The sequence below is a fragment of the Stenotrophomonas nitritireducens genome (assembly GCF_001700965.1).
GTDB lineage: Bacteria > Pseudomonadota > Gammaproteobacteria > Xanthomonadales > Xanthomonadaceae > Stenotrophomonas > Stenotrophomonas nitritireducens_A.
Window position 1 is genome coordinate 3,802,420 of record NZ_CP016756.1, and the last position, 13,972, is coordinate 3,816,391.

The window sequence follows — 13,972 nt, forward strand, 5'->3', positions numbered from 1 at the left end:
CCGTCTTCCCTTTAGTTGAAGACAAGGCTGCCATTGACGGGCAGGGGCTGGGCGCTGACGAAACCCGCCAGGCCGGGCAGTGGGCACGACAAGGTGTCATCGATGTCGGCCGGGTATCGCCGGCGTTGCAGGCAGCGGCTGCTGGGGATGTCGGCCACCGTTCCATGCAGCGCGCAGTTGCCCTGGTTCTCCTCAAAGAAGCCGCCTCGTTGCACGGCATGGCCAAACGGTCGGAGCCCCTCGATGGCATAACCACCATCGAACAGGAAACTGCCGGGCTGCTTGCCTTTCATCGTGTGGGCAAAGCGGTGCCCGCCGCGCACCCGCGTTGTGTTGCAGCCGGTTTTACAGCGCATATGGTTCTGCCCGTGCGTGACTATCGAGGGGTGGTTTTATATTTGAAACTAAATCTAAATGCAGAAACTTCAATAGACGATAACAATGATTGGAGTAACTGCAATCGGGGAAGCTGCCGTTTGCGTGTGCTGTTATTCACAGATCCGATATCTGGTGTGTGTTGTTTGCCTGGTTTCGGTATGGCCTTCTTCTTGGCCGTGACGGCACAGGGTAATTATGGTTTAACGGGTGAAACCAAGTTTTGATACGAGTCCTTGAATGACGTGCGTCTGGCGTTGAATCTGCTGCGGGCACTTCGTTGATATTGATTTGACGGAGTGTTGATTTGCAAGGCTATTTGTTGAGGAAAAAGTGAGGGTTGTTGGCCCGATGTACTGGGTTTCCGTGATGCTCAATTGCGGCGATTATTGATTGAAATCATTATCTCCGTGTCGGAATTTACAATATAGGGTTGCGCATTTCCGGTTACTTTGAGAATTGTCTTAAAAGCGGGCTCGGCGACGACGTCCGCACCATTGCAGGTGATGTTTCATTCGCGTGTGCAGTAGTCCGGCGGGGCGGCTAAAGAAGGGTGGGGGCGGGCCGATATAGCAGGCAGCTTTCCGCGCGGGCGTTTTCTGTTCCTCATGGTGATTATTTCGGCAGTGCTTGCAGCAGTAGTGGTCGGAGGCCTGGTCTGGCTCTGGCTGCGAGGCCGTGACGACGCGCCGCAACCGCGGCGGCGCGTGTATGTGGCCCCGGCTGTGGCGGCGCCCGCAACCGGAACGCCGGGCCCGGCAATCTGCGCCGACGACCTGCAACGGCGCTTTCTGCTGAGCGCGCTCGGCGCGGCGGAAACGCCGGCCGATGCCTTGCGCGTGCAGCGGGCGGTGGTGGACGACGTGGTGGCCGCACTGAGCCGCGCGGACCTGTCCTCGCGCTACACGCCGCGACGGCCCAACCTGCTGCCGCAGCTGATCCAGAGCGTCAATGACAGCACCGCCTCCTCGCGTTCGATCGCACGCATCATCGGCAGCGATGCGGTGCTGGCCGCAACCCTGCTGCGCATCGCCAACAGTTCGTTGTACCGGCTGCAGCAACAGGACGTGCAGAGCATCGAGCGTGCGGTGACCCTGATCGGCAACGATGGCATCCGCCAGATCATTTCCGCCGCGCTGGTGCAGCCGGTGATGGAATCGGCCAGCGGTGTGGATGCCGCGTTCGCGCGCCTGCTGTGGGATTACACGTTACGGGTGTCACTGGCGGCGGCCGATCACGCCCGCAGCGTGGAGCGCGAGGATGGTTTCGCTGCACAGCTGGCGGGCCTGCTGTTGGGCCTGAGCGCGGCCATGGCGATGCAGGCGGCCGCCGATGTGCTGGTGAAACCACCCCTGCGGACGCGTGAGCCCGGTACCTTGCTGGCGATATTGGAGCGCTGCACCGCACCTACCGCAGTGCGTATCGCCGAGCACTGGAAACTGTCGGCGGCGATCGTGCAGGCGCTCAAACAGGTGGACGCGGAGGCAGCTACCGGTCTGGCGCGTTCGTTGCAGATAGGCCAGCTTGCCGCCAGCGCGGCGATGCTGCACGCCCAGGGCCTGCTGAGCGAGGCGGATGCCTGCAGCGCGCTTGCCAGCAAGCTGCCCGAACACGTGGCGACCTGGTTGTGGAAGCGGATGCACCAGACCGAAGACGCGCCGCAATAGACCGTGCGTCCCGTTTGCCGGGTGTGGAGAGCCGCCGGTCAGTCGAACCTGCTGCAACGGCACGCCAATCAAGGCCTACAGCTGCGACTCCAACGGCAACCAGCTGATCACGCGGGTGCTGGCGCGCAGCATGAAGCTGGTGTCTGGTTCGGTACGCAGGCTGATTGGCGGGGTTTGCGCACGGTCCAGCCAGCGCAGTTCGTGATCCTTGTTGAGATATACCCAGTAACTCTGCTCCGGGCTGGACAGACGCAGGTACTCCTGGTGCAGGCGGGTGGCCAACACCGGGTCGTCGAACAGGGCGCCCATTTCGGTATTGAGGTAGGCCGAGCGCGGGTCGAGGTTGAACGAGCCGACGAAGCCGCGGCGGTCGTCTACCAGGAAGGCCTTGGTATGCAGGCTGGCGCCGCTGCTGCCGAACGGCGATGCCTTGCTGGTATGTCCGCGAGATTTCAGCTCGTAAAGCTGCACGCCGCCGGCCAGTAGCGGACGCCGGTAATGCATGTAGCCGCTGTGTACGGCCGCCACGTCGTTGGCGGCCAGCGAGTTGGTGATGATGCCGACCTGTACGCCATCGTGCACCTGCCCGATCAGGGCCTTGGTGCCGGTCGCGCCGGGGACGAAGTAGGGCGATATCAACAGTGATTTGTGCTCGGCGCTGCCCAGTACATCGACCAGGCGGGTGACGAGCCATTGGCTGCTGTCGCCACCTCTGGGCTTTCGCGGCGGATCGGAACGGATGCGGACGCCCTTGGTCCAATACAGGTCCAATTGTTTGCTGAGATAGGCATCGCTGAGCCGTGCGCGCACGCGCTGCAGATAGGGCGCGGCCTCCTGCTGGCGTGCGTCCAGTTCGGCCTGGCTGACGAAGTTGGCCATCTGCTGGTCGGTGCTGTAGTGCAGGGCGGCGATCGGCACCACGGCATCGCTGTTCCAGAACTCATCGAAGATGCTGCTCGCATCGCTGGCAACCGGGCCGGCCAGCAGTAGATCGAGGTCGCGGAAGTTCACGTCCGGGCGCGCGTCGAAATATTCGGCACCGATATTGCGACCACCGACGATGGCAACGCGCCCGTCGGCGATCCATGCCTTGTTGTGCATGCGGTGGTTGATGCTGAAAGCCCGTTGCACCATTTCCACCAGTCGCCACAGACCGTCGCGGTTGCGGAATGGGTTGTACAGGCGGATCTCGATGTTGGGATGCTGGTCCAGCGCCAGCATCTGCGGGTCCAGCCCGGCGGCGTTCATGTCGTCCAGCAGCAGGCGCACGCGTACACCGCGCTCGGCGGCCTGGTAGACATCGTGGGCAAGCAGGTGGCCGAGCAGGTCGTCGTGCCACATGTAGTACTGCAGGTCCAGGCTGCGCCCGGCCTGACGGGTGATGATGGAGCGTGCCGCGTAGGCGTCGAGCCCGTCGGAGAGGTACACCGCGCCGCTTTTGCCCGGGTTCTCCGCCAGCAGTGGCTGCAGCTGGCGGTCGATCAGGGTTTGCCGTGGCTGCACCGGCAGGGCCTGCGAGGGCAGGCCAACAGCCTTGGGCGTCAGGTGATCGCCCAGCAGCAAGCCGCTGACCACCAGCAACAGCAGCACGCCGAACAGACCGGCCAGGAACCGCAGCAGGCGATGGGAACGAGAGGGCGTATCCATCCACGCATCCTAGCGGGGTTCGCGTGCAGGCGGCAGTTTGTCCTGCAGCCATGACGTTCCGGGGGTGCGGTGGGTGCCCCTGCTGGGCGAGAATCGGGGTTTGCGTTTGCCGCGAGCCCCGTAATGACCGAACGTTCTTCCTCTTTCCGAGCGCCCAGTCTGGTGCTGCAGATTGTCATCGGCCTGATCGCCGGTATCGTGCTGGCGATGGCCTGGCCGGCCGGGGCAACCGCGGTTGGCCTGCTCGGCACGGTGTTCATTTCCGCGTTGAAGGCGGTGGCGCCGGTCCTGGTGCTGGTGCTGGTGACGGCTTCCATCGCCAACCACCAGCACGGCCAGAAGACCCATATCCGGATGATTCTGCTGCTGTATGTGATCGGCACCCTGGCCGCAGCATTGGTTGGCGTTGCAGCCAGCTTCCTGTTCCCGAGCAAGCTGGCGCTGAAGGCTGCCGAGGCTGGCATGAGTGCGCCGGGCGGCATTGGCGAGGTGCTGAAGACCTTGTTGATGCAGATCGTCGACAACCCGGTGCATGCGCTGCTCAATGCCAACTACATCGGCCTGCTCGCCTGGGCGGTGGGCCTGGGCCTGGCCTTGCGTCACGCCAGCCAGACCACGCGCACGTTGGTCAGCGATCTGTCCGATGCCATCACCTGGGTGGTGCGGCTGGTGATCAAGCTGGCCCCGCTGGGTGTGTTCGGTATTGTCGCCTCGCTGCTGGCCGAGTCCGGGCTGGGCGCGCTGAAGCAATACGCGCATCTGTTGGCGGTGCTGGTTGGCGCGATGCTGTTCATGGCCTTTATTGGCAATCCGCTGATCGTGGCGGTGGTGACGCGGCGCAATCCGTATCCGCTGGTGCTGCGTTGCCTGCGCGAGAGCGGCATCACAGCGTTCTTCACCCGCTCATCGGCTGCCAACATCCCGGTCAACATGGAGCTGTGCCGCAAGCTTGGCCTGCATGAGGAAACCTATTCGGTGGCCATTCCGCTGGGGGCCACCATCAACATGGCCGGTGCGGCGATCACGATTTCGGTGCTGACCCTGGCTGCGGTCAATACCCTGGGCTATCCGGTCGATCTGCCGACTGCCTTGCTGCTCAGCGTGCTGGCAGCGGTGGGTGCCTGCGGCGCGTCCGGTGTGCCGGGCGGCTCCTTGCTGCTGATTCCGCTGGCCTGTGGGCTGTTTGGCATTCCAAACGACATAGCGATGCAGGTCGTAGCGGTGGGCTTCATCGTCGGCGTGGTCCAGGACTCGGCTGAAACCGCCTTGAACTCGTCCACCGACGTGGTGTTTGTGGCCGCGGCCGAACAAGCGCGCGGACGCGGCTGATGGCCAGCGCCGGGCGCATCACGCAGGCGGTGCGCATCGGCGTTTCGATAGCGATAGCGACCGGCCTGTACGGCATCTCGTTTGGTGCGCTGGCGGTGGCATCGGGTTTCAGCGTGGCACAGACCGCTGCGCTGAGCCTGTTGATGTTCACCGGCGGCTCGCAGTTTGCCTTCATCGGTGTGATCGGCGCCGGTGGTGCGGGTGCGGCGGCGTTTGGTGCGGCCACCTTGCTGGGTATCCGCAACGCGGTCTATGGCGCGCAGATCAACCGCATGCTGCGCCCGCGTGGCTGGCTCAAGCCGGTGGCGGCACAGGTCACCATCGACGAATCGGCGGCAACCGCTGCCAGCCAGAGCGATCCGCAGGAGCAGCGGCGCGGTTTCTGGGTAGCCGGGTTAGGCGTGTACCTGTGCTGGAACCTGTTCACCCTGTTGGGTGCGCTGCTCGGTGATGCCCTGGGCGACCCGCGCGAATGGGGATTGGATGGCGCGGCGGTAGCCGCTTTTCTTGGGTTGCTGTGGCCGCGGCTGCGTTCGCGCGAGCCGGTGGCCATTGCGGCGGTCTGCGCACTGGTGACGGTGCTGGCGCTGCCGTGGCTGCCGGCCGGTGTGCCGATTCTATTGGCCGCTGCAGTTGCGGCGGTGTGGGGCTGGTTCGGGCACGGCCCAGCCGATGAAGGGCTGGAGCCGGATGTCGCGCCAACGACCGGGCCGGAGCTGGAGCGATGAGACTGTGGGCGTGGATCGTGCTGGGTTGTGTTGCCGCATGGTCGATCAAGTTTGCCGGTTACCTGGTGCCGGTGCATTGGCTGCAGTCACCGCGCATGAACCGTGTGGCCGGCTGCCTGACGATAGGTCTGCTGGCCTCGTTGACGGCGATGAATACCGTTTCGGCCGGGCAAGGGCTGGCCTTCGACGCGCGCATCGGCGCGGTGTTGGCGGCAGCGGTTGCGTTGATGCTGCGGCTGCCGTTTCTGCTGGTGGTGATTGTGGGTGCGGCGGCAGCGGCGCTGATTCGCCTGCTGTGATTGCGGCGGTTGTGGCTGGTGTAGGAGCGGCGTGAGCCGCGAAGCCGGTGCTTCGTCCGCGCGCTGATCGCCTGTCACTGCAGATCGTGTGATCGCGTTTTGTTTCGTGACCGGGGACATCGCCAGCTTCGCGGCTTACGCCGCTCCCACAAAGCTGCGGCTCCTGCAGACGTAGAGACCTTGCCCTGGAACTTGAGCCGCGAAGCCGGTGCTTCGTCCGCGCGCTGATCGCTTGCGACCGCAGATTGTGCGATGGCGTTTTGTTTCGTGACCGGGGAGATGGCCAGCTTCGCGGCTTACGCCGCTCCTACAAAACGACGGCTCCCGCAATGCGGCGGCTCCTGCGGGGATGGAGGGGCCTTGGCCTAGAACTTCTGATTGGCTGCCAGGTAACGCCACTGGCCTTCGGGCATCTTGCTCAGGCCGACACGGCCGATGCGCAGGCGGCGGATCTGCTCGGCCTTCAGGCCGACCTGGCTGCACATGTTCTGCAGCTGCCCCAGGCGCACATCCTTGATCGCGAAGCGCAGGCGCTGCTCGCTCTGCCAGCTGATCTTGGCCTGCGGCAGGCCGCGACCTTCATAGATCAGGCCGTGGGTAAGTTTGGGCATGGCCCAAGGACTGGGCTCGCCGCTGACTTCGACCACGTATTCCTGCTCCAGGCTGGAACCGGAGTCCTGCAGGTGGCGGCGCACGCGCCAGTCCTGGGTCAGTACCACCAGGCCGCTGGCGGCATCGTCCAGTGGCATCAGATAGTCCAGACGCTGGAAATGACGGCTCAGTGGACGGATGCCGGAAGCGTCGTCGGCAAAGCGGTTGTCGTCGCTCAGCAGGGCGACCAGCTGGTCGGCGCTGCAGCCGGCGGGCTTGTTGATCAGAAAGGTGGCAGCTTCGGCGGCCTCGGTGCTGCCCTCACTGCCCAGGGTGATGACTTCTTCGGTCACCATGGTCTGTGGGGTTTCCACCACCACGCCGTCGACGCTGATCCAGCCGCCTTCGATGTACTGCTGGGCCTGCGAGCGCGAGCACTGCAGCTGCGCGGCAACGCGCTTGTCGAGACGGATCGGGGTGGTCATGGCGTCACTGGGTTCTACGAAGGGCGGGGAGTGTAGCGCTGTGGCGGGAGCGCGGCGATGGGCGGCTCAGCCGGGTTCATGTTTCAAGGCGGTCAGGTACAGGCGCAGATCGAACTCCAGCTGGTGGTAATCCGGCTCCATATGCAGGCACAACTGGTAGAAGGCCTTGTTGTGGTCGGCCTCCTTGATGTGTGCCAGCTCGTGCACCACGATCATCCGCAGGAACCCGGCCGGGGCCTCGCGGAACACGCTGGCAATGCGGATCTCGCGGCTGGCCTTGAGCTTGCCGCCATGGTTGCGGGAAATGGCGGTGTGCGTGCCCAGCGCGTGCTTGACTACCTGCAGCTTGCCGTCATACAGCACCTTGCCCAGCGGCACCGACTGGCGCAGGTGGCGCTCCTTGATGGCCTGTACGTAGTCGTAGAGCTGGCGGTCGTTGCGCACCGCGTGCGGCTCGGCATAGCGCTTGCGCACGGCTTCACCCAGCTTGCCCGCGTCCAGCAGCTCGCGGGCGCGCTGCTGCAGGTGTTCGGGATAGCCATTCAGGTATTTCAGCGCAAGCATCGGGATTTGGGCAGAACGGGACGGGCCGCTATCATGGCAGCCTCGGCAACAAAACCATGAACAACGACGATGGCAAAGGGTAATCCGCTGCAGGAACAGCTGCTCAAGGCTGGTCTGGTGAAGAAATCGCAGGTCTCGCAGGTGGCGCGTGAGCAGGTCAAGGCCCGCCACGGCAAAGGCCCGGCGACGGCGACCGACAGCCAACGCGAAGCAGAGCGTGCGCGTGCCGAAAAGGCCGAGAAGGACCGCCTGCTGGCCGCCGAGCGCAATGCCCAGCGCCGCGCCGATGAACTGCGCGCGCAGGCCCGGCAGATCATCGGCGACCGCAAGCTGCCGCGCGCTGGCGAGCTGGAATACCGCTTCAACGACGGCACCCTGATCCGCACGATGCTGGTCACCGAAGCGCTGCGTACCCAGTTGGCCAATGGCGCGCTGGTGATCGCGCGCGATGGCGACAGCTTCGTGCTGCTGCCGCGTGTTGCCGCCGAAAAAGTGCGAGAGCGGGATGCCAGCCTGATCGTGCTCGACCACGGCCAGAGCGCGGACACGCCGGCTACCACCGGCAATGCCGACGACGATGCCTACTACGCGCAGTTCCAGGTGCCCGACGACCTGATGTGGTGAGGGGCCGGCCTGTGGCGTGTCGCAGATAGCTGAACGGCGCGCACGCAGGCCTTGAATTGTGGCCACGCAGGCGGCAGCTTGAACCTGTTGCTGTACGTGGAGACAGGACATGGCTACCGGTTGGGCGGGCGATACCGCCGTTCAGGATCAGATTGATGCCACCGTCGAGGACGCCATCAAGCGTGCGCGCAGCCGCATGCCCAGCGGCCCGGGGCTGGAACACTGCGAAGAATGTGATGCGCCCATTCCCGAGGCGCGGCGCAAGGCCGTGCCCGGTGTGAGGCTGTGCGTGGCTTGCCAGCAGGCGCAGGACGAAGACGAGGTATTTGCCGGCTACAACCGGCGCGGCAGCAAGGACAGCCAGCTGCGCTGACGGGCGCTGCGACCGTGCTCGTGCCTCCCGACCGCCATTCCCGCGCAGGCGGGAATGTGCATGTGCAGGCAAGAAGCGGAAACCCTCAGCTTTTCCCCGGCAGCGACAGCACATCGTTCAGGTACTGCTTCTGCACCACACGCTGCACCAGCCGCGGCCGTTCCATCAGCACGAAGCGCACGCCCTTCACTGTCTGCGGCGCGGCCTTGCTGATGAAGCCGAACCGCTCATACACCGGCACCGCGACTTCGGACGAGTTGACCGTGTATTCGCGGCGCCCGTGCACGCGCAGCGCGTGCTCCCACAGCAAACGCGCAATGCCGCGGCGACGGCTGCTGCGGCTGACAAACAGATGATGGATGTGGCTGTCGCCACGCATCGCGATCATGCCGGCGAGTGCGCCACCATCATCAACCACGTAGTGGGCGAATTCCTTATTGCCCAAGCGCTCGGCGAAGCTGTCCGCGGTCAGCGAAGCGAGGAAGGCGTGCGCGCTGGCAGCGCTGTCGGCATCCAGCAGGTGCCGTGCCAGCGGCGTGACCAGCGCGCTCAGCGCGTCGGCGTCGGCGACGCTTGCGTCGCGCACAGTGATGTCCTGATCCACTTGCTCCCCCAATCAGCACCCCCGGAAGCAGGGGCGTGGACGAGAGCATACCTGCAGCGGGCGCACGGTAAACGTGTGCGCCGCCGCAGCTCAGCGGTTTACCCCGCCAAGGCGGAAACTGCCGCTCCAGCGCAGCATCGCGTAGACGCACCACAGCCAGCCGGCGGTGGCGATCAGGCCGCCAACCAGGCCGATATGCTGCATGCCCAGCTGCAGGCTGACCTGGCTGCCGATCAGCGCGCCGGCGCCAATGCCGATGTTGAAGATGCCGGAGAACAGCGCCATCGCCACGTCGGTGGCATCGGAGGCCAGGTTCAACACCTTGGACTGCATCGACAACGCAAAGCTGATCATCGCCACGCCCCATACCGACACCAGCGCATACAGCAGCCATGCGCTGTGCAGGCCGGTGTGCAGCAACAACAGGCTGGCGGCCAAGGTGCCGATGGCACCGAGCAGGAAGCCGCGCGGCCAGCGCTGGCCGTAGCGCGAGAACAGCACGCTGCCGAGGAAACCCATGCCGCCGAACAACAGCAGCACCAGGGTGGTGACATGCGCATCGAAGCCACCGATCTTCTGCACGAACGGTTCGATGTAGCTGTAGCCGGTGAACTGTGCCGACACCACCACCATCACCAGCAGGTACAAGGCCATCAGCGCCGGGCGGCGCAGCAGTAGCGGGATGCTGCTGGCCGAGCCGCTGTTGTGGCTGGGCAGCGCCGGCAGCAGCCGGGCCAGTACCAGCATCACCAGCAGGGCCACGCCGCCGATGGCGATGAAGGTGATGCGCCAGCCCAGCAGTTCGCCGACGATGCGGCCCAGTGGGATGCCCAGCACCATCGCCACCGACGTACCGGTAGCCAACAGGCCCAGCGCCTGCGGACGCTTGTCCTGCGGCGCCACGCGGACCGCCAGCGAGGCGGTGATCGACCAGAACACCGCATGCGCCAGGGCAATGCCGACACGGCTGGCCATCAACACCGGGTAGCTCCAGGCGACGGCGGACAGCACATGACTGAGGATGAACACCGCGAACACGCCGAGCAGCAGCTTGCGGCGGTCGAAATTGCGGGTCAGCAGCATGCACGGCAGCGAGGTCAGCGCCACGACCCAGGCGTAGATGGTCAGCATCAGGCCGACCTGTTCGATCGGTTTGCCGAAGTCGCCACCGATATCGCTGAGCAGGCCCACCGGGACGAACTCGCTGGTGTTGAAGACGAAGGCCGCCAGGGCCAGCGCAATCACGCTGAGCCAGCGTTGGCGGTCGGAGCGGGGAGCCTGGAGGTCGGCAACGGCAAAAGCGTCGCCTGCCTGCGGGGCAGGGCATGAAGAATTGGGAGAGGCGGACATTGCGTGCGGGGCTTGCGACCGGGCCGGTCGCTCAATGTCGGCAATTTTCGCACGGGCTGCGTGGATGGGAGCGGAACGCTGTGGACCGCAGCAGCAGCGTGGCCGCCCCGTTCAGCCGGGGGGGGCAGAGGCGAGTGCGCCTGCAGCGGTTCCCGCCGTGGCGGGAATGCCGCGTCCAGTCGAGGGGCGCGCGCGCTGGCCTGCGCAACTCAGCCGTCACCCTGCAGGCTGGTCGGCAGCGCGTCGCCGCCACGCCAGCGGCGCAGGCCGCGCTGGAAAAACAGGCTGTTGGGAATCTGCATCAGCGTGCCTTCGCTCGGCCCGCCGACTTCGTGCAGGGTGGTGTAGATCAGGTTGATGTCGGTCACCACGCCCTTCAGGCCGGGTTTCTCGCCGTTCTCCAGCAGCTCGATCTGGTCACCCAGGCGGAACGGACGGGTGGTGAAGATCAGGAAGGTGCAGAAGATGTTGGACAGCACGCTCCAGGCCGCGAAGAACGCCACCGCACCCACCGCGGCGAAGCCGGTGAAGGCGGTCCACAGCACGCTGGCCTGCACGTTCAGCGCCTGCAGGATGGCAACCAGCGCCACCGCGCCGATGATGAAGTTCGACAGGCGGCGGATCGCCATCTCGATCTGCGCCGGCAGGGTGTAGTGGCGGCCCACCCGCGCCAGCAGGCGCCGGGTGAGCAGGCGCAGCAGCCAGGCCACGACCAGGATCAACAGGATGCTCAGGCCGGTATTGATCGGGTCAATCCATTGCTGCATCGAGACGGGGAGGTAGTGCTTCATGCGGGTTCCTTGCGGGTGCGTCAGTGCTTCAGGGCAGCATCGGTATGGTGCGGATTGCCGTCGTTGCGGGCCGGGGTGATGTTCAGCAGGCGGGCCAGTAGCGGATAGATGTCGACATTGTCGATGGGCGCGATGGTCACGCCCTGGGCGAAGGCCGGGCCATGGGCGATGAACGGTGAATACATGTCCGGCAAGGTGTTGTCATAACCGTGCTCGCCCAGCAGTTCATGGCCCTTGCGCTTCTCGGCCTGGCGAGTGGTGACCTGCCAGCCCAGCTCGGCGGTACAGATATAGGCCGGTACCCGCCGGTGATGGCCGTATTCGAAGCGGGCCGGGATCTGCTCGCGGGTGATGCAGTTGATATGCGGATAGGTGCCGGCCAACAACTGCCGCGTGGCGGCCTCACCGCCGGGCAGGGCGTTGAACGAGGCGTAGGCGCCGGTCCAGCCGAAGTCCAGCTTGCTGACGTCGATCAGGTCATCGAGATAGATCTGTCTGTCGGGTTGGGTGGCGGTCATGCCGTGGTCGGAGGTGACCACGATGTTGATCTTCTGCTGCAGGCCCTGGGTGCGGATGCCGGCCAACAGCTTGCCGATCGCGCTGTCCACCTCGCCCAGCGCGGCGTTCAGTTCGGCCGAGTCCGGCCCGTAGCGGTGGCCGATGGTGTCGACCTTGTCGAAGTACAGTGTGATGAAGTGCGGGCGTTCGGTGGCGGGCAGTGCCAGCCATTGCAATACCTGCTGCACGCGCTGCTGCGAGGTCACCTTGATGTCGAACGGCTGCCAGAACTCTGGCCGAGCGCCGTGCACCGGCGCCTCCGAGCCCACCCAGAACATGGCCGCGGCGCGTCCGCCCTGTTCGCGCACGCTGGTCCACAGCGGCTTGCCGCCGTCCCACCAGCGCTCGTCGCCGACCGTGGCCGGGTCGAACATGCTGAAGCGCACGCCGGGAATATCCGGATCGGTCATGAAGTTGGCGATCACACCGTGATGATCGGGGCGCAGCCCGGTGATCAGCGTGTAGTGGTTGGGAAAGGTGATCGACGGGTATGACGGGCGCATGTACTCGGCGCGGGCACCGCCGGCGGCCATCGCGGCCAGCGTCGGGGTCAGGCCGCGGTCCAGGTAATCATTGCGGAAGCCGTCGATGGAAATCAGCAGCACCGGTGCCTGCGCTTCCTGCGGCATGCTGGCCTGGGGGGCCGGCGCGTTGCTGGTGGCAGGGGCAGTGGCGCAACCGGCCAGGGCAAGGGTGGCGCAGAGCAGCAGGGCGGAGGTACGCAGCATGTGGCGGCAAGGCTTGGGGGAACCGGGATTGTCGGCCAGTGCGGCATTTGCTGCCAGTCGCGGGCGCGCTGCCGGCTGCTTCCGCAAAACGTTCAATCGCGTTTAAACCTTTTTGCTGCTTGCCGCATCCAATGGATATGCTCGACACCCTCGTGACCGCCACCGCTCCCTCACCGCCCGTCGTTGACGACGCCGCGCTGGCCCGTGCCGCCGCGGAAGGGGATACCCGCGCCTTCGAGCGTATCTACCGGCGTCATTCGCCGCGCCTGTACGCCTTGTTGTGGCGGCTGTGTGGCGGCAACGCCGCGCGCGCCGAGGATGTGCTGCAGGAGACCTTCATCCAGGCCTGGCGGAAGCTGCCGCAGTTCCGCTTCGAGAGCGCACTGGCCACCTGGCTGCATCGGCTGGCGGTGAATACGGCACTGATGGAGCTGCGCGCAGCAACGTTCGAGTCGCTGGACATCGGTGAATCGGGGATGGACGTACTGGCCGAAATGGCCGAAACCCCTCGCTGCCATGCCACCGGCATGGATCTGGAACGCGCGCTGTTGACGCTGCCACCGCGTGCACGCGCGGTGCTGGTATTGCACGACATCGAAGGCTGGAAACACCAGGAAATCGCCGTGGAACTGCAGATGGCTGTCGGCAGTTCCAAGGCACAGCTGCATCGTGCGCGCAGCTTGTTGCGCACGCGGCTTGGAGACGCATGATGAATCACCACGACAACGATCACGATGATGTACTGGCCCAGCGACTGCGCGGCCTGCCGTCCGAACGGGTGCCACCAGCGGCGGTGTGGCAGCACATTGCCGCGCAGCTGGAGCACACGCCACGGCCGCAGTTGCCTGCGACAGCGGTTTCTGCGCGTAGTGCCGTGCCAGCCCGGCGCGCACGCCGGCAGTGGCCGCGCTATGCCGCTGCGGCGGTCGTGGTGGCATTGGTTGGCTTTGCCGGCATGAGCTTGTTGCCAACGCAGCCGGCACCGTCGGTGGCGGTGGAGGAGTCGATGCTGCAGCACCAGGCCAACACCATCACCTATCAGTACCGGCAGGCGATGGCGACGCTTCCCCAGGACAAGCTGCCAGCCGAGCTGCAACCGGCATTGCGCGAGCTGGATGAAAGCGCGGGCAGCATCCGCAGCGCCATCGCGCAAAGCCCCGATGCCGCTTTTCTACTTGGACAGTTGCAGCGCACCTACGCGCTGCGGCTTGAACTCACCCGCAAGGGCGTCAACCCGAACGGCGTTTCAACTTGAAGGA

Annotated in this window: 17 protein-coding genes; 9 read left to right on the plus strand and 8 right to left on the minus strand. The window is 65.3% G+C overall.

What is annotated here, in order from left to right:
- Nucleotides 1–11 precede the first annotated feature (11 nt).
- Nucleotides 12–158, minus strand: a complete 147-nt coding sequence (locus BCV67_RS20370) for a hypothetical protein (RefSeq protein ID WP_172837757.1) — start codon at nt 156–158, stop codon at nt 12–14.
- 6 nt (nt 159–164) lie between these two features.
- Here BCV67_RS20370 and BCV67_RS20375 point away from each other — a divergent pair, with 6 nt between their 5' ends.
- Complete coding sequence (locus tag BCV67_RS20375; RefSeq protein WP_172837758.1) at nt 165–602, plus strand: hypothetical protein; 438 nt, start codon at nt 165–167, stop codon at nt 600–602.
- Between the two features lie 381 nt (nt 603–983).
- Nucleotides 984–2,042 (plus strand): HDOD domain-containing protein, encoded by a 1,059-nt coding sequence (locus BCV67_RS16180; protein ID WP_062168367.1) that lies wholly within the window; start codon nt 984–986, stop codon nt 2,040–2,042.
- A gap of 75 nt (nt 2,043–2,117) precedes the next feature.
- On the opposite strand, the gene BCV67_RS16185 is transcribed toward BCV67_RS16180, so the two are convergent.
- Complete coding sequence (locus BCV67_RS16185; protein ID WP_062168365.1) at nt 2,118–3,689, minus strand: phospholipase D family protein; 1,572 nt, start codon at nt 3,687–3,689, stop codon at nt 2,118–2,120.
- 123 nt (nt 3,690–3,812) lie between these two features.
- On the opposite strand from BCV67_RS16185, the gene sstT reads away from it, so the two are divergent.
- From sstT to BCV67_RS16200, 3 genes are read left to right on the plus strand one after another with little or no spacing between them, the layout of a single operon-like run.
- Complete coding sequence (sstT, locus tag BCV67_RS16190; protein ID WP_062168363.1) at nt 3,813–5,018, plus strand: serine/threonine transporter SstT; 1,206 nt, start codon at nt 3,813–3,815, stop codon at nt 5,016–5,018.
- Nucleotides 5,018–5,746, plus strand: coding sequence for an AzlC family ABC transporter permease (locus BCV67_RS16195; RefSeq protein ID WP_062168361.1), 729 nt, complete (start codon nt 5,018–5,020; stop codon nt 5,744–5,746). The genes sstT and BCV67_RS16195 overlap by 1 nt, the downstream gene beginning before the upstream one ends.
- Nucleotides 5,743–6,045 carry an AzlD domain-containing protein gene (locus tag BCV67_RS16200; RefSeq protein ID WP_062168359.1) on the plus strand — a complete coding sequence of 101 codons (303 nt, stop codon included), beginning with the start codon at nt 5,743–5,745 and terminating at the stop codon, nt 6,043–6,045. The genes BCV67_RS16195 and BCV67_RS16200 overlap by 4 nt, the downstream gene beginning before the upstream one ends.
- A 365-nt stretch (nt 6,046–6,410) precedes the next feature.
- On the opposite strand, the gene BCV67_RS16205 is transcribed toward BCV67_RS16200, so the two are convergent.
- Nucleotides 6,411–7,121 (minus strand): rRNA pseudouridine synthase, encoded by a 711-nt coding sequence (locus tag BCV67_RS16205; RefSeq protein WP_062168357.1) that lies wholly within the window; start codon nt 7,119–7,121, stop codon nt 6,411–6,413.
- Between the two features lie 66 nt (nt 7,122–7,187).
- Nucleotides 7,188–7,685 (minus strand): M48 metallopeptidase family protein, encoded by a 498-nt coding sequence (locus BCV67_RS16210; RefSeq protein WP_062168355.1) that lies wholly within the window; start codon nt 7,683–7,685, stop codon nt 7,188–7,190.
- A gap of 69 nt (nt 7,686–7,754) precedes the next feature.
- On the opposite strand from BCV67_RS16210, the gene BCV67_RS16215 reads away from it, so the two are divergent.
- Nucleotides 7,755–8,309 (plus strand): DUF2058 domain-containing protein, encoded by a 555-nt coding sequence (locus BCV67_RS16215; RefSeq protein ID WP_062168353.1) that lies wholly within the window; start codon nt 7,755–7,757, stop codon nt 8,307–8,309.
- Nucleotides 8,310–8,418: 109 nt separating this feature from the next.
- Nucleotides 8,419–8,682 carry a DksA/TraR family C4-type zinc finger protein gene (locus BCV67_RS16220; protein WP_062168351.1) on the plus strand — a complete coding sequence of 88 codons (264 nt, stop codon included), beginning with the start codon at nt 8,419–8,421 and terminating at the stop codon, nt 8,680–8,682.
- 85 nt (nt 8,683–8,767) lie between these two features.
- Here the strand turns inward: BCV67_RS16220 and BCV67_RS16225 are convergent, their stop codons facing one another.
- From BCV67_RS16225 to BCV67_RS16240, 4 genes are all read right to left on the minus strand, one after another.
- A complete protein-coding gene (locus tag BCV67_RS16225) occupies nt 8,768–9,268 on the minus strand; it encodes a GNAT family N-acetyltransferase (RefSeq protein ID WP_172837759.1) in 501 nt (166 codons plus the stop codon).
- Nucleotides 9,269–9,376: 108 nt separating this feature from the next.
- Entirely contained in the window at nt 9,377–10,636 is a 1,260-nt protein-coding gene (locus BCV67_RS16230) for a sugar transporter (RefSeq protein WP_062168346.1), read from the minus strand.
- Between the two features lie 209 nt (nt 10,637–10,845).
- Entirely contained in the window at nt 10,846–11,427 is a 582-nt protein-coding gene (locus BCV67_RS16235; RefSeq protein ID WP_062168344.1) for a mechanosensitive ion channel family protein, read from the minus strand.
- A 20-nt stretch (nt 11,428–11,447) separates the two neighbouring features.
- Nucleotides 11,448–12,713: an ectonucleotide pyrophosphatase/phosphodiesterase gene (locus BCV67_RS16240; RefSeq protein WP_062168342.1), complete on the minus strand. Its 1,266-nt coding sequence runs from the start codon at nt 12,711–12,713 to the stop codon at nt 11,448–11,450.
- A gap of 137 nt (nt 12,714–12,850) precedes the next feature.
- On the opposite strand from BCV67_RS16240, the gene BCV67_RS16245 reads away from it, so the two are divergent.
- The gene (locus BCV67_RS16245) at nt 12,851–13,423 is read left to right on the plus strand and encodes an RNA polymerase sigma factor (protein WP_062171640.1); all 573 of its coding nucleotides are present in this window, start codon (nt 12,851–12,853) and stop codon (nt 13,421–13,423) included.
- On the plus strand, nt 13,423–13,968 hold the full coding sequence (locus tag BCV67_RS16250; RefSeq protein ID WP_062168340.1) for a hypothetical protein: 546 nt from the start codon (nt 13,423–13,425) through the stop codon (nt 13,966–13,968). The genes BCV67_RS16245 and BCV67_RS16250 overlap by 1 nt, the downstream gene beginning before the upstream one ends.
- Nucleotides 13,969–13,972 lie beyond the last annotated feature (4 nt).